General features: G+C 70.9%; 11 protein-coding genes. 7 read left to right on the top strand and 4 right to left on the bottom strand.

The features are described from left to right. The first annotated feature begins 29 nt into the window (after nucleotides 1-29). The 3 genes from MTP03_RS15070 (at nucleotide 30) to MTP03_RS15060 (ending at nucleotide 3,240) form a co-directional block, all read left to right on the top strand. Nucleotides 30-689 carry a GNAT family N-acetyltransferase gene (locus MTP03_RS15070; protein WP_371820979.1) on the top strand — a complete coding sequence of 220 codons (660 nt, stop codon included), beginning with the start codon at nucleotides 30-32 and terminating at the stop codon, nucleotides 687-689. A 48-nt stretch (nucleotides 690-737) separates the two neighbouring features. Continuing rightward, nucleotides 738-2,606, top strand: coding sequence for a translation elongation factor 4 (gene lepA / locus MTP03_RS15065; RefSeq protein WP_248488951.1), 1,869 nt, complete (start codon nucleotides 738-740; stop codon nucleotides 2,604-2,606). Nucleotides 2,607-2,829: 223 nt separating this feature from the next. Then, entirely contained in the window at nucleotides 2,830-3,240 is a 411-nt protein-coding gene (locus tag MTP03_RS15060) for a hypothetical protein (RefSeq protein WP_248488950.1), read from the top strand. A 102-nt stretch (nucleotides 3,241-3,342) separates the two neighbouring features. Here the strand turns inward: MTP03_RS15060 and MTP03_RS15055 are convergent, their stop codons facing one another. Then, nucleotides 3,343-4,461, bottom strand: a complete 1,119-nt coding sequence (locus tag MTP03_RS15055) for a winged helix DNA-binding domain-containing protein (protein WP_248488949.1) — start codon at nucleotides 4,459-4,461, stop codon at nucleotides 3,343-3,345. 95 nt (nucleotides 4,462-4,556) lie between these two features. Here MTP03_RS15055 and MTP03_RS15050 point away from each other — a divergent pair, with 95 nt between their 5' ends. Together MTP03_RS15050 and MTP03_RS15045 are read left to right on the top strand one after the other, a co-directional pair. Next, on the top strand, nucleotides 4,557-5,465 hold the full coding sequence (locus MTP03_RS15050) for an NAD(P)H-dependent flavin oxidoreductase (protein WP_371820978.1): 909 nt from the start codon (nucleotides 4,557-4,559) through the stop codon (nucleotides 5,463-5,465). Continuing rightward, complete coding sequence (locus tag MTP03_RS15045; protein ID WP_248488947.1) at nucleotides 5,465-6,109, top strand: pentapeptide repeat-containing protein; 645 nt, start codon at nucleotides 5,465-5,467, stop codon at nucleotides 6,107-6,109. The genes MTP03_RS15050 and MTP03_RS15045 overlap by 1 nt, the downstream gene beginning before the upstream one ends. Nucleotides 6,110-6,121: 12 nt before the next feature. Here MTP03_RS15045 and MTP03_RS15040 read toward each other — a convergent pair whose 3' ends face one another. Then, nucleotides 6,122-6,526, bottom strand: coding sequence for a hypothetical protein (locus tag MTP03_RS15040; protein WP_248488946.1), 405 nt, complete (start codon nucleotides 6,524-6,526; stop codon nucleotides 6,122-6,124). A gap of 96 nt (nucleotides 6,527-6,622) precedes the next feature. On the opposite strand from MTP03_RS15040, the gene MTP03_RS15035 reads away from it, so the two are divergent. Next, on the top strand, nucleotides 6,623-8,653 hold the full coding sequence (locus tag MTP03_RS15035; RefSeq protein WP_248488945.1) for a M3 family metallopeptidase: 2,031 nt from the start codon (nucleotides 6,623-6,625) through the stop codon (nucleotides 8,651-8,653). Nucleotides 8,654-8,683: 30 nt separating this feature from the next. Here the strand turns inward: MTP03_RS15035 and MTP03_RS15030 are convergent, their stop codons facing one another. After that, nucleotides 8,684-8,836, bottom strand: coding sequence for a hypothetical protein (locus MTP03_RS15030; RefSeq protein WP_248488944.1), 153 nt, complete (start codon nucleotides 8,834-8,836; stop codon nucleotides 8,684-8,686). Nucleotides 8,837-9,597: 761 nt separating this feature from the next. On the opposite strand from MTP03_RS15030, the gene MTP03_RS15025 reads away from it, so the two are divergent. Then, entirely contained in the window at nucleotides 9,598-11,346 is a 1,749-nt protein-coding gene (locus MTP03_RS15025; RefSeq protein ID WP_248488943.1) for an HNH endonuclease signature motif containing protein, read from the top strand. Between the two features lie 70 nt (nucleotides 11,347-11,416). Here the strand turns inward: MTP03_RS15025 and MTP03_RS15020 are convergent, their stop codons facing one another. Then, on the bottom strand, nucleotides 11,417-14,533 hold the full coding sequence (locus MTP03_RS15020; RefSeq protein WP_248488942.1) for a glycoside hydrolase family 38 C-terminal domain-containing protein: 3,117 nt from the start codon (nucleotides 14,531-14,533) through the stop codon (nucleotides 11,417-11,419). Nucleotides 14,534-14,555: the final 22 nt, after the last annotated feature.

Below are 14,555 nucleotides of genomic sequence, written 5' to 3'. Positions count from 1 at the left end.
GGAGGGCGTGAAACCGGACGAGGTCGGTCATTCCCCGGGCGGCGCGCGATGACGGTCATCCGCGGCTACCGCGCCGCCGATGCGGATGCCCTGCGCGACCTGTTCGTGCGGGCGGGGAGGGCTCACCGTCGGGAGAGCTGTGGCGGCACCCAGCCTCCGAACGCGCCGTCTACCTGGACCCCTACATCGAGCACTGTCCGGACTCGCTGTTCGTCGCCGAACGCGACGGGGTGCTCGTCGGGTACCTGACGGGGTGCCCGCCGGGGGCGTCGCTGCCGAGCGAGGACGACCGCCTGGTCGCGGCGCTCCGGCGCCCGGCGGTGCTGCTGCGCCCGGCGACGGCGCGCTTCCTCGGGCGTGCCGCCCTGGACCTCGCGACGGTGTGTCGGCGGGAACCGTCCGCGTCCGGGGAACTGAAGGACGACCGCTGGCCCGCCCACCTGCATATCGACGTCGCACCGGAGGCCCGGGGCACGGGCGCGGCCTACGGCCTCATGGACGCCTGGACCGGCTTGCTCGGCGGCGCCGGTTGCCACCTGCAGACGCTGGTCGAGAACGCGCGGGCGATCCGCTTCTTCGAACGCTGCGGGTTCGTCCCGTACGGCCCGAGCCCGACGGTGCCGGGCGTGCGCCACCGCGGCGCGCGGGTCCACCAGCTCACCATGGTGCGGCCGCTTCCGGCGGCATGAGAAACTGGAGGACGACGTGTGCCGGGGACCCGGCCAGCCGCCCGAGGAGTGAGTCAAATTCCCAGTTTCGCCGACACCACCTTCACGGATCCTGCCCGGATCCGGAACTTCTGCATCATCGCGCACATCGACCACGGCAAGTCGACGCTGGCCGACCGGATGCTGCAGCTCACGGGTGTGGTCGAGGAGCGGGCCATGCGGGCGCAGTACCTCGACCGGATGGACATCGAGCGCGAGCGCGGCATCACCATCAAGGCGCAGAACGTCCGGCTGCCGTGGACGGTCACGGGACTCGACGGTGCCGAGGAGCAGTACGTCCTGCACCTCATCGACACCCCCGGCCACGTGGATTTCACCTACGAGGTCTCCCGCGCATTGGAGGCGTGCGAGGGTGCGGTGCTCCTCGTGGACGCCGCGCAGGGCATCGAGGCGCAGACCCTGGCCAACCTGTACTTGGCGATGGACAAGGACCTGGAGATCATCCCGGTCCTCAACAAGATCGACCTGCCGGCGGCCGACCCGGACCGGTACGCCGAGGAGATCGCGCACATCATCGGCTGCGAGCCCGACGACGTGCTGCGTGTATCCGGCAAGACCGGCGAGGGCGTCGGCGCATTGCTCGACCGCGTGATCGAGCGGGTCCCCGCGCCCGTGGGCGACGCGGACGCCCCGGCGCGGGCGATGATCTTCGATTCGGTCTACGACACCTACCGCGGCGTCGTCACCTACATCCGCGTGGTCGACGGCCGGATCATCCCGCGCGAGAAGATCAAGATGATGTCGACCGGAGCGACCCACGAGCTGCTCGAGGTGGGCATCGTCTCGCCGGAGCCGAAGGCCACCAAGGGACTCGGCGTGGGCGAGGTGGGCTATCTCATCACGGGCGTGAAGGACGTGCGGCAGTCGAAGGTCGGCGACACCGTGACCACCGCGCGAGGCGGTGCCGAGGAGGCGCTGACCGGTTACCAGGAGCCGCGGCCGATGGTCTACTCCGGCCTGTACCCCGTGGACGGCTCGGACTACCCGGCGCTGCGTGAGGCGCTGGACAAGCTCCAGCTCAACGACGCAGCGCTCACCTACGAGCCCGAGACCTCGGTGGCGCTGGGCTTCGGCTTCCGCTGCGGGTTCCTCGGCCTGCTGCACATGGAGATCACCCGCGAGCGGCTGCAGCGCGAGTTCGGCCTCGACCTCATCTCCACCTCCCCGAACGTGGTCTACCGCGTGGTCGGCGAGGACGGCAAGGAGCTGATCGTCACCAACCCGTCGGACTGGCCGGACGGCAAGCTGCGCGAGACCTACGAGCCGATCACCAAGACCACGATCATCGCGCCGAGCGAGTTCGTGGGCACGATCATGGAGCTGTGCCAGTCCCGCCGCGGCGAGCTCGGCGGCATGGACTACCTGTCGGAGAGCCGCGTCGAGCTGCGCTACACGCTGCCGATGGCGGAGATCATCTTCGACTTCTTCGACTCGCTCAAGTCGCGCACCCGCGGCTACGCCTCGCTCGACTACGAGGAGGCCGGCGAGCAGCAGTCGGACCTGGTCAAGGTCGACATCCTCCTGCAGGGCGAGGCCGTCGACGCCTTCAGCGCCATCGTGCACCGCGACGGTGCACAGGCCTACGGCAACAAGATGACGGTCAAGCTCAAGGAGCTCATTCCGCGTCAGCAGTTCGAGGTGCCGGTGCAGGCCGCGATCGGTTCCAAGATCATCGCCCGCGAGAACATCCGCGCCATCCGCAAGGACGTGCTCGCGAAGTGCTACGGCGGCGACATCAGCCGTAAGCGCAAGCTGCTGGAGAAGCAGAAGGAGGGCAAGAAGCGCATGAAGACCATCGGCCGGGTCGACGTGCCGCAGGAGGCCTTCGTCGCTGCTCTCTCCTCCGACGCGTCCGCGGACAAGCCCAAGGGCAAGTAGCCTTTCGGCGGGTGAGTTCCCCGCCGCGAGGTGTCCTGGGCGTCGCGGGTGTCCAGCGGCGTCTCAGGCGAATCATTAACCCCTTCAGTAACTCTGAGCACGTGCGCATGCCGAATCGTTGGATTTCTCCCGCTGCTGCGCGACAATGTGACCTGCGTCACACGACGCCGGTGGTCGCTGGGCGGCCCGGTCAATTGTTCGGCGGAAGATGGGGAGATCAACCATGAGGAAGAGGACGGCGGGAGCGCTGGGACTCGCGATCGCGGGTGTCGCGTCGATGCTCACTGTCGGTACGGCGGCGGCGGATCCCGCGCCCCCGTACGTCGACCTGCAGGCGTTCGGGTACGTCAGTTGTGGCGGACCGCTGCCGGGTCGGGCGGAGACCGCATCACTCACCGATCACGGCTGGGTCACCAACCACGGCCCGGGCGTCGCCCACGACGTGTGGGTCGGATGGGGAGGCCTCGGCGGCGGCCGTGGCGAGTTCCGCTCCACGCTCTCGCCGGGCGATTCCATCATGATCGAGCGCACCGTTCCGAGTTGGGGCTGCGCGTTCCGGTCGAGCTGGATCCAGGCATCCACGAGCACGTACGACATCAACACCGGCAACAACGGCTGGGCGGCGCGGAACTGATCCGTTCCGCGCGCGTTCCGAGCGGCCCCGGAGGCTCACCCCTCCGGGGCCGTTCGTGTCGGGTGGCGGACGCCGCGGCGCTCGTGACCGTCGACCTCACGCTCAGGCCAGCGTCGCCTCCAGGCCCAGGAACCGCCCGTAGTCGCGGGCCGGGCCCGCGAGGCGGCGCTCGTCGGCCTTCGTGATCCGGGTGAAGGGCTCGACGGTGACGGTGACTGCCTTCGCCGTCGTCCTGCGGTTCCACACGCCGACGATCTCGCCGTCGACGACGACCATCGGCTTGAACACGCCGTTGCGCCCCGGCACGATCCGGGCGAGGAAGGCCTCGTCGAGCTGCGGTGCGCGCGAGGCGTACCCGATGATGTACTCGTCGAACGCGGGCAGGAGTAGTGGGGTGGCGAGCGCCTCGTCGACCTGCGTATCCGTGATGTCGGCGGTGCCCGGGGTCACCAGGAACTTCTTGCCCGCCAGCGTCACCCGTTCGACGGTGCCGGCCGCGGCCTCGAGCCCCGTGTCCACGGCACCCATCGGGAGGTACGCCCATTTGCCGAAGTCCTGCCGCGTGACCGGGCCCCGCGCCGCGACGAAGCGTGAAACAGCCTCGCCGAGAGCGTGATCCGGATCCCGACGGTCCGTGATCCAGTCGTCGGCGAGCGCGAACACATCCGTCTTCGTCCGCGGATCGGCGAACACGATCGCCATCAGTTCGGTGAGGTGCCGGAGCACGTGGCCCGCCTGTGCGTTGTCGAGCTCGACGCCCGCGGCGGCGCAGGCGTCGACCAGTTCGGAACGCGTACGCGTGTTGCCACCCGCGAGCTCGGCGCGGATCGCGCGCTCGGCACCGTCGACCACGGCATCGGTGAGACCGAGTTGCGGGCGGCGCTTCGCGGCCTCGGCGCGCGAACGGTCGGTGAGAGCGGCGCTGAGCCAGTGCAGGTCGTCAGCGGCGGTGATCTGCAGGGTGCCACGCGCGGGGCGATTGCGGGCGATGCGCCGCCCGGCGAGGTCGTCGAGCACGGCGGCATCGGTGGGGCGGTCGGCCGCGCGCAACGCCAGCGCCCACCGCGCGGCGCCCGCGTCCTGCGCCTGCAGCGCGAGCATGCCGCGCGCCGCGTCTTCGGCGGTACGCCAATCCCGCACGCCCGGCACCAGTCCCTGCGCGCGAAGGCGGAGCGCGCGGATGCGGCGGATCTCGGGGTCGGCCTTCGGGGCGGGGCTCATATGCGGAATCCTGCCACGGGCGTAGCCTCGTCGGTGTGTGGAACACCTGGCTGACGCGCACCCTGAACATCGACCTGCCGATCCTCGGCGCCCCCATGGGCGGCCGCGCCGGGGGTGAGCTCGCGGGACAGGTGACCGCGGCGGGTGGCCTGGGCATGATCGGCGCTGCGCGGTACGCCACGCCGCCCTGGCTGGCGGAGCAGGCGGAGCTGGTGCGCGCGGCCGCGGGACCCGAGGCGCCCTTCGCGTTCGGGTTGATGACCTGGTCGCTGGACCAGGACGACGCGCTCCTCGACGCGGTCCTCGCGTACTCGCCGAAGCTGATCTCGCTGTCCTTCGGGGATCCCGCGCCGTACGTCCCACGCGCCAAGGACGCCGGCGCAGTGGTCATCTCGCAGATCAATTCGCTCGAGGACCTGCGGGTGGTCGAGGCCGCGGGGGTCGACGCGGTGGTCGCGCAGGGCGGTGAGGCCGGCGGGCACACCGGGCGGATCGCGACCCTGCCGCTGCTGCAGGAAGTAGTGCGCGCCACCGACCTGCCCGTGCTCGCGGCCGGCGGGATCGGCACCGGCGCCGGCCTGGCCGCGGTGCTCGCCGCCGGCGCGCACGGCGCGCTCCTCGGCACGGCGCTGCTCGCGTCGCCGGAGACGGTGGGCCCGGACTACGCGATCAAGGTGCTGCTCGAGGCCGGCAGCGCCGACACCGTCTACACCGACGTCTTCGACAAGGCGCGCCACCAACCCTGGCCCACACGGTGGTTCGGGCGCGCGCTCACCAACGACTTCACCGCGCAGTGGCACGACGGCGACGGCGTCGCCCCGTCGTCCGGGTCGGAGGAGGAGATCAGCGGCGCGTACGACGGTGCCGATCCCTCCGTCGGGGTGGTCTACGCCGGCCAGGCGGCGGGGCTCGTGGATTCGATCCGCCCCGCCGGCGAGGTGGTGCGGACGATCGCGGCCGACGCCGAGCAGCGGCTGCGCGCGGTGGCGGGGGTGCTGTCCTGATGACCGGCCCCGTGGCACCGAAGATCTCGGCGTTCAGCAGCGCAGCTCTCGAGGACGGCGTGACGGACGAGTTGACGCCCGGGGAGACCTACGACCGGCTGCGGTTCTCCGATCCCACGGTGAAGGGTCGCGACCTCGGCGGCGTCACCTTCAGCGAGTGCGAGCTCGCGGGGTGGGAGGTGCGCGACGCCGTGTTCACGGAGTCGGCGTTCCTCGAGACCCGCATCTCGAGTCTGTTCGCCACCGGCTTCCGCGCCTCCCGCGCCACCTTCCGGCAGGTGGAGGTCGACGACGCGCGGATCGGTGCGGTCGAGCTGATGGACTCGAAGCTGCGGTCGGTCGTGTTCACCGGTGTGCGACTGGGTTTCGTGAACCTGCGCGGCGCGGCGCTGACTGACGTGGTGTTCCGCGAGTGCGTTCTGGACGGGATCGACGCGGCGGACGCGACGCTCACCCGGGTGTTGTTCGAGGACTGCCGCGCCGGCGAACTGGACGTGAGCCGCGCGAAGCTGCAGCACGTGGATCTGCGCGGCCTGCAGGTGGACCGGATCCGGGGCTCGAAGGCGTCGCGGGCGCCACCATGTCGCATCTGCAGGTGGTGGGCCTCGCGGAGGTCTTCGCCGCGCACCTCGGCATCCACGTGACCGACTGAGGAGCTAGGAGAGCCCGCCGCCGCGGTTCGCGAGCTCCGTACCGATCCAGGTGGCCACGACGACGATCGGGATGCCGAGCAACGGCCAGTACCAGAAGCACCGCCGGCGGACCAGACTCACGAGCGACCCGACGAGCGCGATCAGGAGCGCGGCCGCGACACCGCCCCAGACGGTGACCATGCCTGTGCCTATCAGCTCCTCGTGCGGACATCGCGTCGCGGAGTAGCACCCGTCCGCGGCCATCGCGAAGAAGAAGCTGAAGTACACCGCGCACATCCCGAGCAGGGACAGAACCGCCCAGAACGTGCAGCCGGCGATGATGTCGAGCACCCACGAGGCGGTGCTCCGCGTCCGGGCGCCGGAAGCGGCGGGGCGGTGAGGGGCGATCGGTGGTGCGTACGAGGTCATGTCTCCACGATGGCCGACCGCGCGGCACATGGGATCCGTGGAACTACTCGGATTTCGTGGGGGATCGCCCGGGTGAACTCAGGGTAGGTTCAAGACGTGACCGTCGACGCCGTTCTCGCACCCAGCACCCTGCCCTTCGCGCTGCCGGACTTCGCGACGTTCGCCGGGACCGACTTCCCGGTGGCGTTCGCCGAGGGGTTCACGCGGCACCACGCCGAGATCGCGGCGATCGCCGAGAATCCCGAGCCCGCCACGTTCACGAACACCATCGAAGCGATGGAGCGCGCGGGCCGGGAACTCTCCCGGGTGGCATCGGTCTTCTTCTCGCTGACCTCGACGGACCGTACGGACGAGCTCGAGGCCGCGCAGGCGGCGATCTCGCCGCAGTGGTCGGCCCACTTCGACGCCATCCACATGGACAGGGCGCTGTTCGGGCGCATCGACGATCTGTACTCCCGGCGCGACGCCCTGGGGCTGGACGCCGAGCAGCTGCGGCTGGTGGAGCGGTACCACCTCCGGTTCACCCGCGCCGGAGCGGGATTGGACGACGCCGCGCAGGCCCGGGTGGGCGCGATCAACACCGAGCTGGCGGAGCTGACGACCGAGTTCTCGCGGCGCACACTGGCGGAGACCAACGCCTCCGCCGTGCAGTTCGCGACCGAGGCCGAACTCGATGGCCTCGACGCCGACACCGTCGGGGCCGCGCGGGCGGCGGCCGAGCAGGCGGGCCGGGACGGATACCTGCTCGCGCTGGGCTATCCGCTGAACCAGCCCAACGTCGCCCGGCTCACGAACCGGGAGTCGCGCCGGAAGGTGTTCGACGCCTCGTCGGGCCGGAACACGCGGGGCGGCGAGAACGACACGCGCGAGCTGATCGCCCGGATCGCGGGGCTCCGGGCGGAGCGCGCCGCGCTGTTCGGCTACCCGCACCACGCCGCGTACCAGATCGCGGACCAGACCGCCGGGACCGCCGAGGCGGCCCTCGGGATGCTGCGCGACCTCGCGGGGCCGGCCGCGCGCAACGCCGCCGCCGAGCGAGCCGAGCTGGAGGAGATCGCGGGACACCCGATCGAGGCCTGGGATTGGCCGTTCTACGCGCGGATCGCCGAGCAGCGCGGACAGACCGGTGAGGGCTCCGCCGGGCCCGCGCTGAGCGAGTTCTTCGAGCTGGGCGCCGTCGTCGAGAAGGGCGTCTTCGAGGCCGCGCGGCGCATGTACGGGCTCGAATTCACCGAACGCACCGACCTCGTGCTGCACCATCCCGCCGCGCGGGCGTGGCAGGTCGCGGGGCCCGACGGTGCGCCGCTCGGCCTGTTCGTGGGGGACTACTTCGCGCGGCCGAGCAAGCGCGGCGGGGCGTGGATGACCAGCTTCGTGGACCAGTCCCGGCTGCTGGACGCGCAGCCGGTGATCATCAACGTGTGCAACTTCGTTCAGCCGCCGGCGGGTCGGCCGGCGCTGCTCACGCGCGACGAGGTGACCACGGTGTTCCACGAGTTCGGGCATGCGCTGCACGGGCTGCTCTCGGCCGTGACGTACCCGTACTTCTCGGGTACGAGCGTGCCGCGCGATTTCGTGGAGTTCCCGTCGCAGTTCAACGAGATGTTCGCCGCGTGGCCGACGATCCTCGACGGGTACGCGCGGCACCACGAAACGGGGGAGCCGCTGCCCGCGGAGTTGCGGCGGTCGGTGCTCGAGCCCGGAACGCGCGGTGAGGGATTCAGCACCGTCGAGTACCTGGGCGCCGCGGTGATCGACCTGGCCTGGCACACCATCGAGCCCGGCACCGTGGTCGACGACGTGGCGGCCTTCGAGGCCGCCGCGCTCGCCGACGCCGGGCTCGACGTGGACGGGGTGCCGCCGCGGTACCGCGGGCCGTTCTTCAACCACATCTTCTCGGGCGGGTACAGCGCGGGGTACTACAGCTACATCTGGTCGGAGGTGCTCGACGCCGACGCCGCGGCCTGGTTCACCGCCCACGACGGGCCGACCCGCGAGAACGGCGAGAAGCTGCGCGCGGCAGTGCTGTCCCGCGGCGGCAGCGTGGACGCCTCGCAGGCCTACCGCGATTTCCGCGGCGCCGACCCCGACATCACGCCGCTGCTGGAGCGACGCGGGCTGAACTGACGGCGAACGATCACGCGACGGGCATGCGCGTCAGGAGACGATCACGCCCCGAGGATCGGTACGGCGGTCCCGGTCCGCGACGGCGCGACGGACGTCGCGGGCGCGGAAGTCCTGGCCGTTCCGGTCGTTCGTCAGCCAGACGAGGAAGACGACGAAAGTGATCAATGCCAGCACGCTGAGCATCTCGACCTCCTTGATTCGAAGGACACTAGTGATAGTGATGAACTTTCAAACTATCAGCGTGTCGCGGGGCGATCGAGGTGACGCTGAGCACGCCAGCGCGGAAAATGCGGTGTGACCAGCTGAGACGGGCGCATGGTGAGGCGGACGTCACCGTCTGGCGTGGCGAGTGCGGGTGCGACGGTGGCGCGACTCTCCGATTCTGTCCGAGACGGTCACGCTGGTCCGAGCCGCATTCTCGAACGTATCTAGCGAAACGTGGTGCATTCTATCGAACGGGTGTATCATTGAGTCATGGCACTTCCGGCGGCGTTACGCGATCTACCTGGGGATTTGGTTCCCGGGGGGCTCGATGCTGCTGGCCGAGACGATCGGGCCATCGCGGAGATCCTCTTCGAACAGCGGAGGTCGGAGAATACTGCGTTCTGTCGCACGGTTGCTACCGTGTACGCGCTGCACCGGGTGATGTACGCCGATGATGAGGCGGCGTATCTGGCGGGTCCTGGTGATTACGCGGAGGCGGTGGCCGCACGGCGCCGGCTGTCGGCGGCGTCCGAGGCGTTGGAGGCGCAGGTTTCCACGCTTCTGCGGGTTGGTTCGACAGCGGCGTCGCACGCGATCGAGGTCGCGGTCGGGTTGGTCGAGCGGGTGCCGCAGGTATTCGCGCTCATTGGCTCCGGGGTGATCTCGCCCAAGGCGGGGAGGCGGCGCTGGGTCGGGCGCAGGCGCTCACAGCGGAGCAGGCCCGGGAGTTCGATCGACAGTTGGCGGAGCAACTCGTCGCCGAGTACGAGGTGCTGTCGCTGCCCGCGTTGCGAGAGGCCGCGGATCTGGTGGTGCGGGGAATCGATCCGGAGGCCTGGGAGCGGCGCCGAAAGGCGGCGGTCGAGGATCGTAGGGTCACGTTCCGCCCGGAGGAGGACGGGATGGCGGCGGCGTTCGCGTTGCTGCCGGCGCATCACGGTCTGGAACTGCGGGCCCGCGTGGAGGACATCGCGGGCACGGTGTGCGACGCCGATCCGCGCACGGTGTCGCAGCGCTGCGCGGACGGGTTGATGCAATTGGCCCGCGGGTACTCGACTCTGGGGTGCCAGTGCGACCTCGAGAACTGTCGGTACCGACAGGCGCGGTTCCACGGGGAGCCGGACGCCGACGGTGCCGTCGCCCGGTTCGTCACGATGATCCACGTGGTGATGAACGAGCGCGACCTCGCCGAGCCCGATCTCGCCCATTCCGGTGTCGCCCGTCCCGAGGTCGCTGAGCCTCCTTCCGCTGGCAGCGAATCCGATACCGCGGGTGCGGATCCTGCTGCGGGTGGTGGGGTGGCCTACCTCGTGGGGCACGGCCCGATCAGTGCGGAGTACGCGCGGGAACTGGCCGCTCGCGACGGTGCGAGGATCCGCCCGTTCGGCACCCGCATCGATGACCCACCCGAGATGCCCGGGGCCGCAGGTGGTGCGTCCTCTGGGGGCGGCTCTGCCGAATCACCGACTCCTGCCGCGCCCGGCGTGGACGCGGTGCGCGGGACGATCGATTTTGCATGGGAGTGGGCGGAGATCGTGCTCGGATTCGAGGTGCATTCCTGGCCCGAGGGTGGTGGTGAAGCCCCAGATGGCGGGGGATCTCCCGACGGCGGCGGACCGCGCGACGATGACGTGCCACCCGACGGGGGAGGCGTCTCGGACGACGGCCCACCGAACGACGGCCCACCGGACGGCGGATCACCCGCCGGTGGTGGAGCTCCCGGTGGTGGTGGAGTTCCCGGTGGTCGAGATCCAGGTGGGCGAGATCCGGGTGGCGAAGTGACACCCGGTGGTGGCGGATCGTCCAGCGGCAGTGAGGGCGCCGCATCGGGTTCTGGCGCCCGTTCCGGCGCGGAAGGTGCGCGTGCTCTGGTGCGGGCGCGGGGCAGTGCGAGGTATCGGCCGTCGGCGGATCTGCTGCGGTACATACGGTTGGTGTTCCCGCGGTGCGTGTTCCCGTTCTGCAACCGGCCGGCGTCGCGCGCGCAGATCGATCATCGGCGCGAGTACGACCATCGCGATCCGCGGCTCGGTGGCGCGACGACGGCGGACCAACTGCAGCCGTTGTGCGTGGCCCACCACCAACTGAAGACCGCGGGCGCATGGATCGATGCGCTCCTGCCGGACGGGCGGATCCTGTGGACTTCGCCGGACGACCGGAGGTACATCGTCGATCCCAGCGGGATCGTGCTGCGGTTGTTCCCCGACCTGGCTCGGGTGCAATGGATCGTGCCGAGTGGCGCCGGGCCGGGGGCCGTCGTCTCGGCGGGCGGGCGCCTCATTCCGGATGCACCCCGACCCGGCGGGCGCACCCGCCTGCAGCGCGAGCACGCCCGGCGCGAACGGCTCCGCGCGCGCAATGTCGCTGCGCTGCAGGCCGATCAGGCAGCCGCGGCGGAGCCCCGCAGCGCCGTCGAGGACACAGTCGTCCGTGCGCTCGGTTCGCCCCCGCCTAGGGCCCCGTCGTACGACGGTCCTCCGCCCTTCTGACCACGTCGACGGTGTCCACGGCGGCAGCATGTCCCATGTGCGCCTCGAGTGCCACCGAATTTCCGGCCGGTCAGCGGCGGAAACGGAGGGTGACCAGCTGGAAGGGGCGGAGGGTGAGGCGGACGTCACCGTCGGGCTCCGCATCGGCGACGGGGCGCTCCAGGAGGTCCGTGCGGACCGTGGAGCCGTGCGGGAAGTCGGCGCGGACCGTCGCGGTCGCGCGCGTGCCCCGCGACTCGTACAGGCGCACCACCACGTCGCCGCTGCCGTCCTCCGCCAGTTTGACCGCCTCCACGATCACGCCGGGGTGATCGACCGCGACGAGCGGTGCGACCGCCGCCGAGCCGGGGACCCCGCGCGGAGCGAGGTTGCGGCGGTAGCCCTCCTCGACGGCGTCGCCGATCGTCGCGCCGGGCCGCACCGAGACGGCGAGCCGGTGTGGGCCCTGATCGGTGTGGGGGTCGGGGTAGCGCGGAGCGCGGAGCAGCGACAGCCGCACGACGGTGCCCGGGACGGCGTCGCCCGAATCCGCCGGGGCTCGCGTGATGTCGTGTCCGTAGGTGGAGTCGTTCGCCACGGCGATGCCGTAGTCCGGCTCGCCCACGTGCACCCAGCGGTGCGCGCAGATCTCGAACTTCGCGGCGTCCCAGGAGGTGTTCGCGTGGGTCGGCCGGAAGACGTGGCCGAACTGGGTCTCCGAGGCGCTGCGGTCCGCCTGCACATCGAACGGGAACGCCAGTTTGAGCAGCTTCTGGGTCTCATACCAGTCGATATCGAGCTTGATGTCCAGGGCGGGGGAGCCATCGCGAAGCGAGATGTGCTGCGTCACCGACGAATCGCCGAACGAGCGCTGCACCACCACCGCGTCGCCGGCGGTCGCCACCGCATCCGCCTCGAGCAGGTCGGTCACGTCGCGGCGGTAGAACGAGTCGACGTCCCACGCCTCCCAGTGGTTCGGGATGTCGCGGTGCAACTGCAGCAGATTGCCCGGGCCGGCCATGGCCTCCCTGCCGGTGGCCGCGTCGACGAGAGACATGAGCAGTCCCCGCTCGTCGATCACCGCGCGGACGACGCCGTTGTCCAGCACCAGATCGCGACCCTCGGCCCGCGGAGTGATCGGCTCGGTCGGGGGGACGACCGCGGCCCCCAGGGCCGGTACACCGTCGCGGGCGTGCGGCGCGGCGTTGAACACCAGCGATGTGCTCGCCGCCGAACCGGTTTGCGCACCAGCGGGAACGGTGCCGCCTCCGCTTCCGGTGCCTCCGTCTCCGGTGCCGCCGTCTCCGGTGCCTCCGCTTCCGGTGGCGTCGCTGCCGGTGCCTCCGCGTCCGGTGCCGCCGTCTTCGGTTCCGGCGAGCGCCTGCAGCGCCGCGGCGATGATCGCCTCGAGCCGACGGGCCACCGCGGCGTAGTTCCGCTCGGCGTCCTGATGCACCCAGGCGATCGAGCTGCCCGGAAGGATGTCGTGGAACTGCTGCAGCAGCACCGTCTCCCAGATCTCCTGCAGTTCCGCGTCGGGGTATGCGAAGCCCACGCGCACGGCGGCGGTCGCGGCCCAGAGCTCGGCCTCGCGCAGGAGGTGTTCGCTGCGCCGGTTGCCCTGCTTGGTGTTCGCCTGCGACGTGTAGGTGCCGCGGTGGAACTCCAGGTACAGCTCACCGGACCATCGGGGCGGCGCCGCGTACTCCGCGCGCGCCGCCTCGAAGAACCGTGCGGGCGACTCCATCTCGACGGTGGGTGATCCCTCCAGGGACGCCGTGCGCGCGGCGGCCGCGAGCATCTCCCGGGTGGGGCCACCGCCACCGTCGCCCCACCCGAACGGGACGAGCGAGCGCGTTCCGGCGCCCTGCTCGCGGTAGTTCTTCTGCGCGCGGGCGAGATCCGCACCGGACAGGTCCGAGTTGTACTTGTCGACGGGCGGGAAGTGCGTGAACAGCGCGGTGCCGTCGATGCCCTCCCAGAGGAACGTCGAGTGCGGCATCCGGTTGGTCTGGTTCCACGACAGCTTCTGCGTCAGGAAGAATTCCGAGCCCGCCGCGGCGACGATCTGCGGCATCGCGGCCGAGTACCCGAAGGAGTCCGGCAGCCAGGCCTCCGGAGTGTCGATGCCGAACTCGTCCAGGAAGAATCCCTTGCCGCGCACGAACTGCCGCGCCATCGCCTCCCCGCCGGGCATGTTGGTATCGGCCTCCACCCACATGCCGCCCACCGGCACGAACCGGCCTGCCGCGACGTACTCCCGGATCCGGGCGTACAGATCCGGGTAGCGCTCCTTCACCCATGCGAACTGCTGGGCCGACGAGCAGGCGAAGATCAGCGAAGGATCCCGGTCCATCAGGTCGACGACGTTCGCGAACGTCCGCGCGCACTTGCGCGCCGTCTCCCGCACCGGCCACAGCCACGCGGAGTCGATGTGCGCGTGGCCGACCGCGGTGACCCGGTGCGCCGAGGCGTACGCGGGCGCCGCCAGCGCGGGCGCCAGGGCCCGACGGCCGGCAGCGGCCGTCCCGGCCACGTCGTGCGGGTCCACCACGTCCAGCATCCGCTCCAGGGCGCGCAGCACGTCGTGCCGGCGCGGCAGGTCGAACGGGAGCTCGTGCATCAGGCCGTTCAGCGTCCAGACGTCCTGCTGCAGTTCCCACACCGTCACGTCGCGCAGCGCGAGTTCGATCGCCCCGAGCCGGTACAGCGGACCGTCGCCCGCGGTGGCGCGGTCGCCGAGCGGGGTGGGGGAGACGAAGTCGCCGCCGAGGTCGGGGTTCGCGGCGGCCTCGACGTACAGGTCCACCGGCTCGTCGGGCGCCAGCGGCACGTACGCGTTGAACGGCGAGATCCCTTTCACGACGGTGCCGTCCGCCCGGTACACGAGGCCCTCGGCGTTGAACCCGGGGCCGCCGGTGAAACCGAGCTCCACGAGCAGTTCGAGCGCCCCGTCGCGCCCCGCCCAGTCGGCCGGCGGCGTTCCGGTCACGTGCAGCCACAGGGCGGACCACGGCGCGCCCCACGGCGTGCCGGCGGCGATCGGCGTGAACTCCTGCGTCACAGCGTCCGCGAACGGCACCGGCTCGCCCGGCACCGTCCACGCCGTGACAGTGACCGGCGCGCGACGCGAGTGGACCGCTCCGTTGAGGAATCCGTTGGTGAACCTGTCGAGCCGCTCTTCGGTCAGCCGCCGGTCGTCGTGCATGACTGCACGCTACTGCCGCGGA

The sequence above is a fragment of the Tsukamurella sp. PLM1 genome (assembly GCF_023168325.1).
Taxonomy (GTDB): Bacteria; Actinomycetota; Actinomycetes; order Mycobacteriales; family Mycobacteriaceae; genus Tsukamurella.
The sequence above is the reverse complement of the archived record's forward strand: the minus strand, read 5'-3'. Positions and strand labels throughout refer to the sequence as shown.

Coding starts and splice junctions, on each gene's coding strand:
- MTP03_RS15060 (WP_248488950.1), top strand. CDS start 2,830: ATGAGGAAGAGGACGGCGGGAGCGCTGGGACTCGCGATCGCGGGTGTC.
- MTP03_RS15055 (WP_248488949.1), bottom strand. CDS start 4,461: ATGAGCCCCGCCCCGAAGGCCGACCCCGAGATCCGCCGCATCCGCGCG.
- MTP03_RS15050 (WP_371820978.1), top strand. CDS start 4,557: ATGGGCGGCCGCGCCGGGGGTGAGCTCGCGGGACAGGTGACCGCGGCG.
- MTP03_RS15045 (WP_248488947.1), top strand. CDS start 5,465: ATGACCGGCCCCGTGGCACCGAAGATCTCGGCGTTCAGCAGCGCAGCT.
- MTP03_RS15040 (WP_248488946.1), bottom strand. CDS start 6,526: ATGACCTCGTACGCACCACCGATCGCCCCTCACCGCCCCGCCGCTTCC.
- MTP03_RS15030 (WP_248488944.1), bottom strand. CDS start 8,836: ATGCTCAGCGTGCTGGCATTGATCACTTTCGTCGTCTTCCTCGTCTGG.
- MTP03_RS15020 (WP_248488942.1), bottom strand. CDS start 14,533: ATGCACGACGACCGGCGGCTGACCGAAGAGCGGCTCGACAGGTTCACC.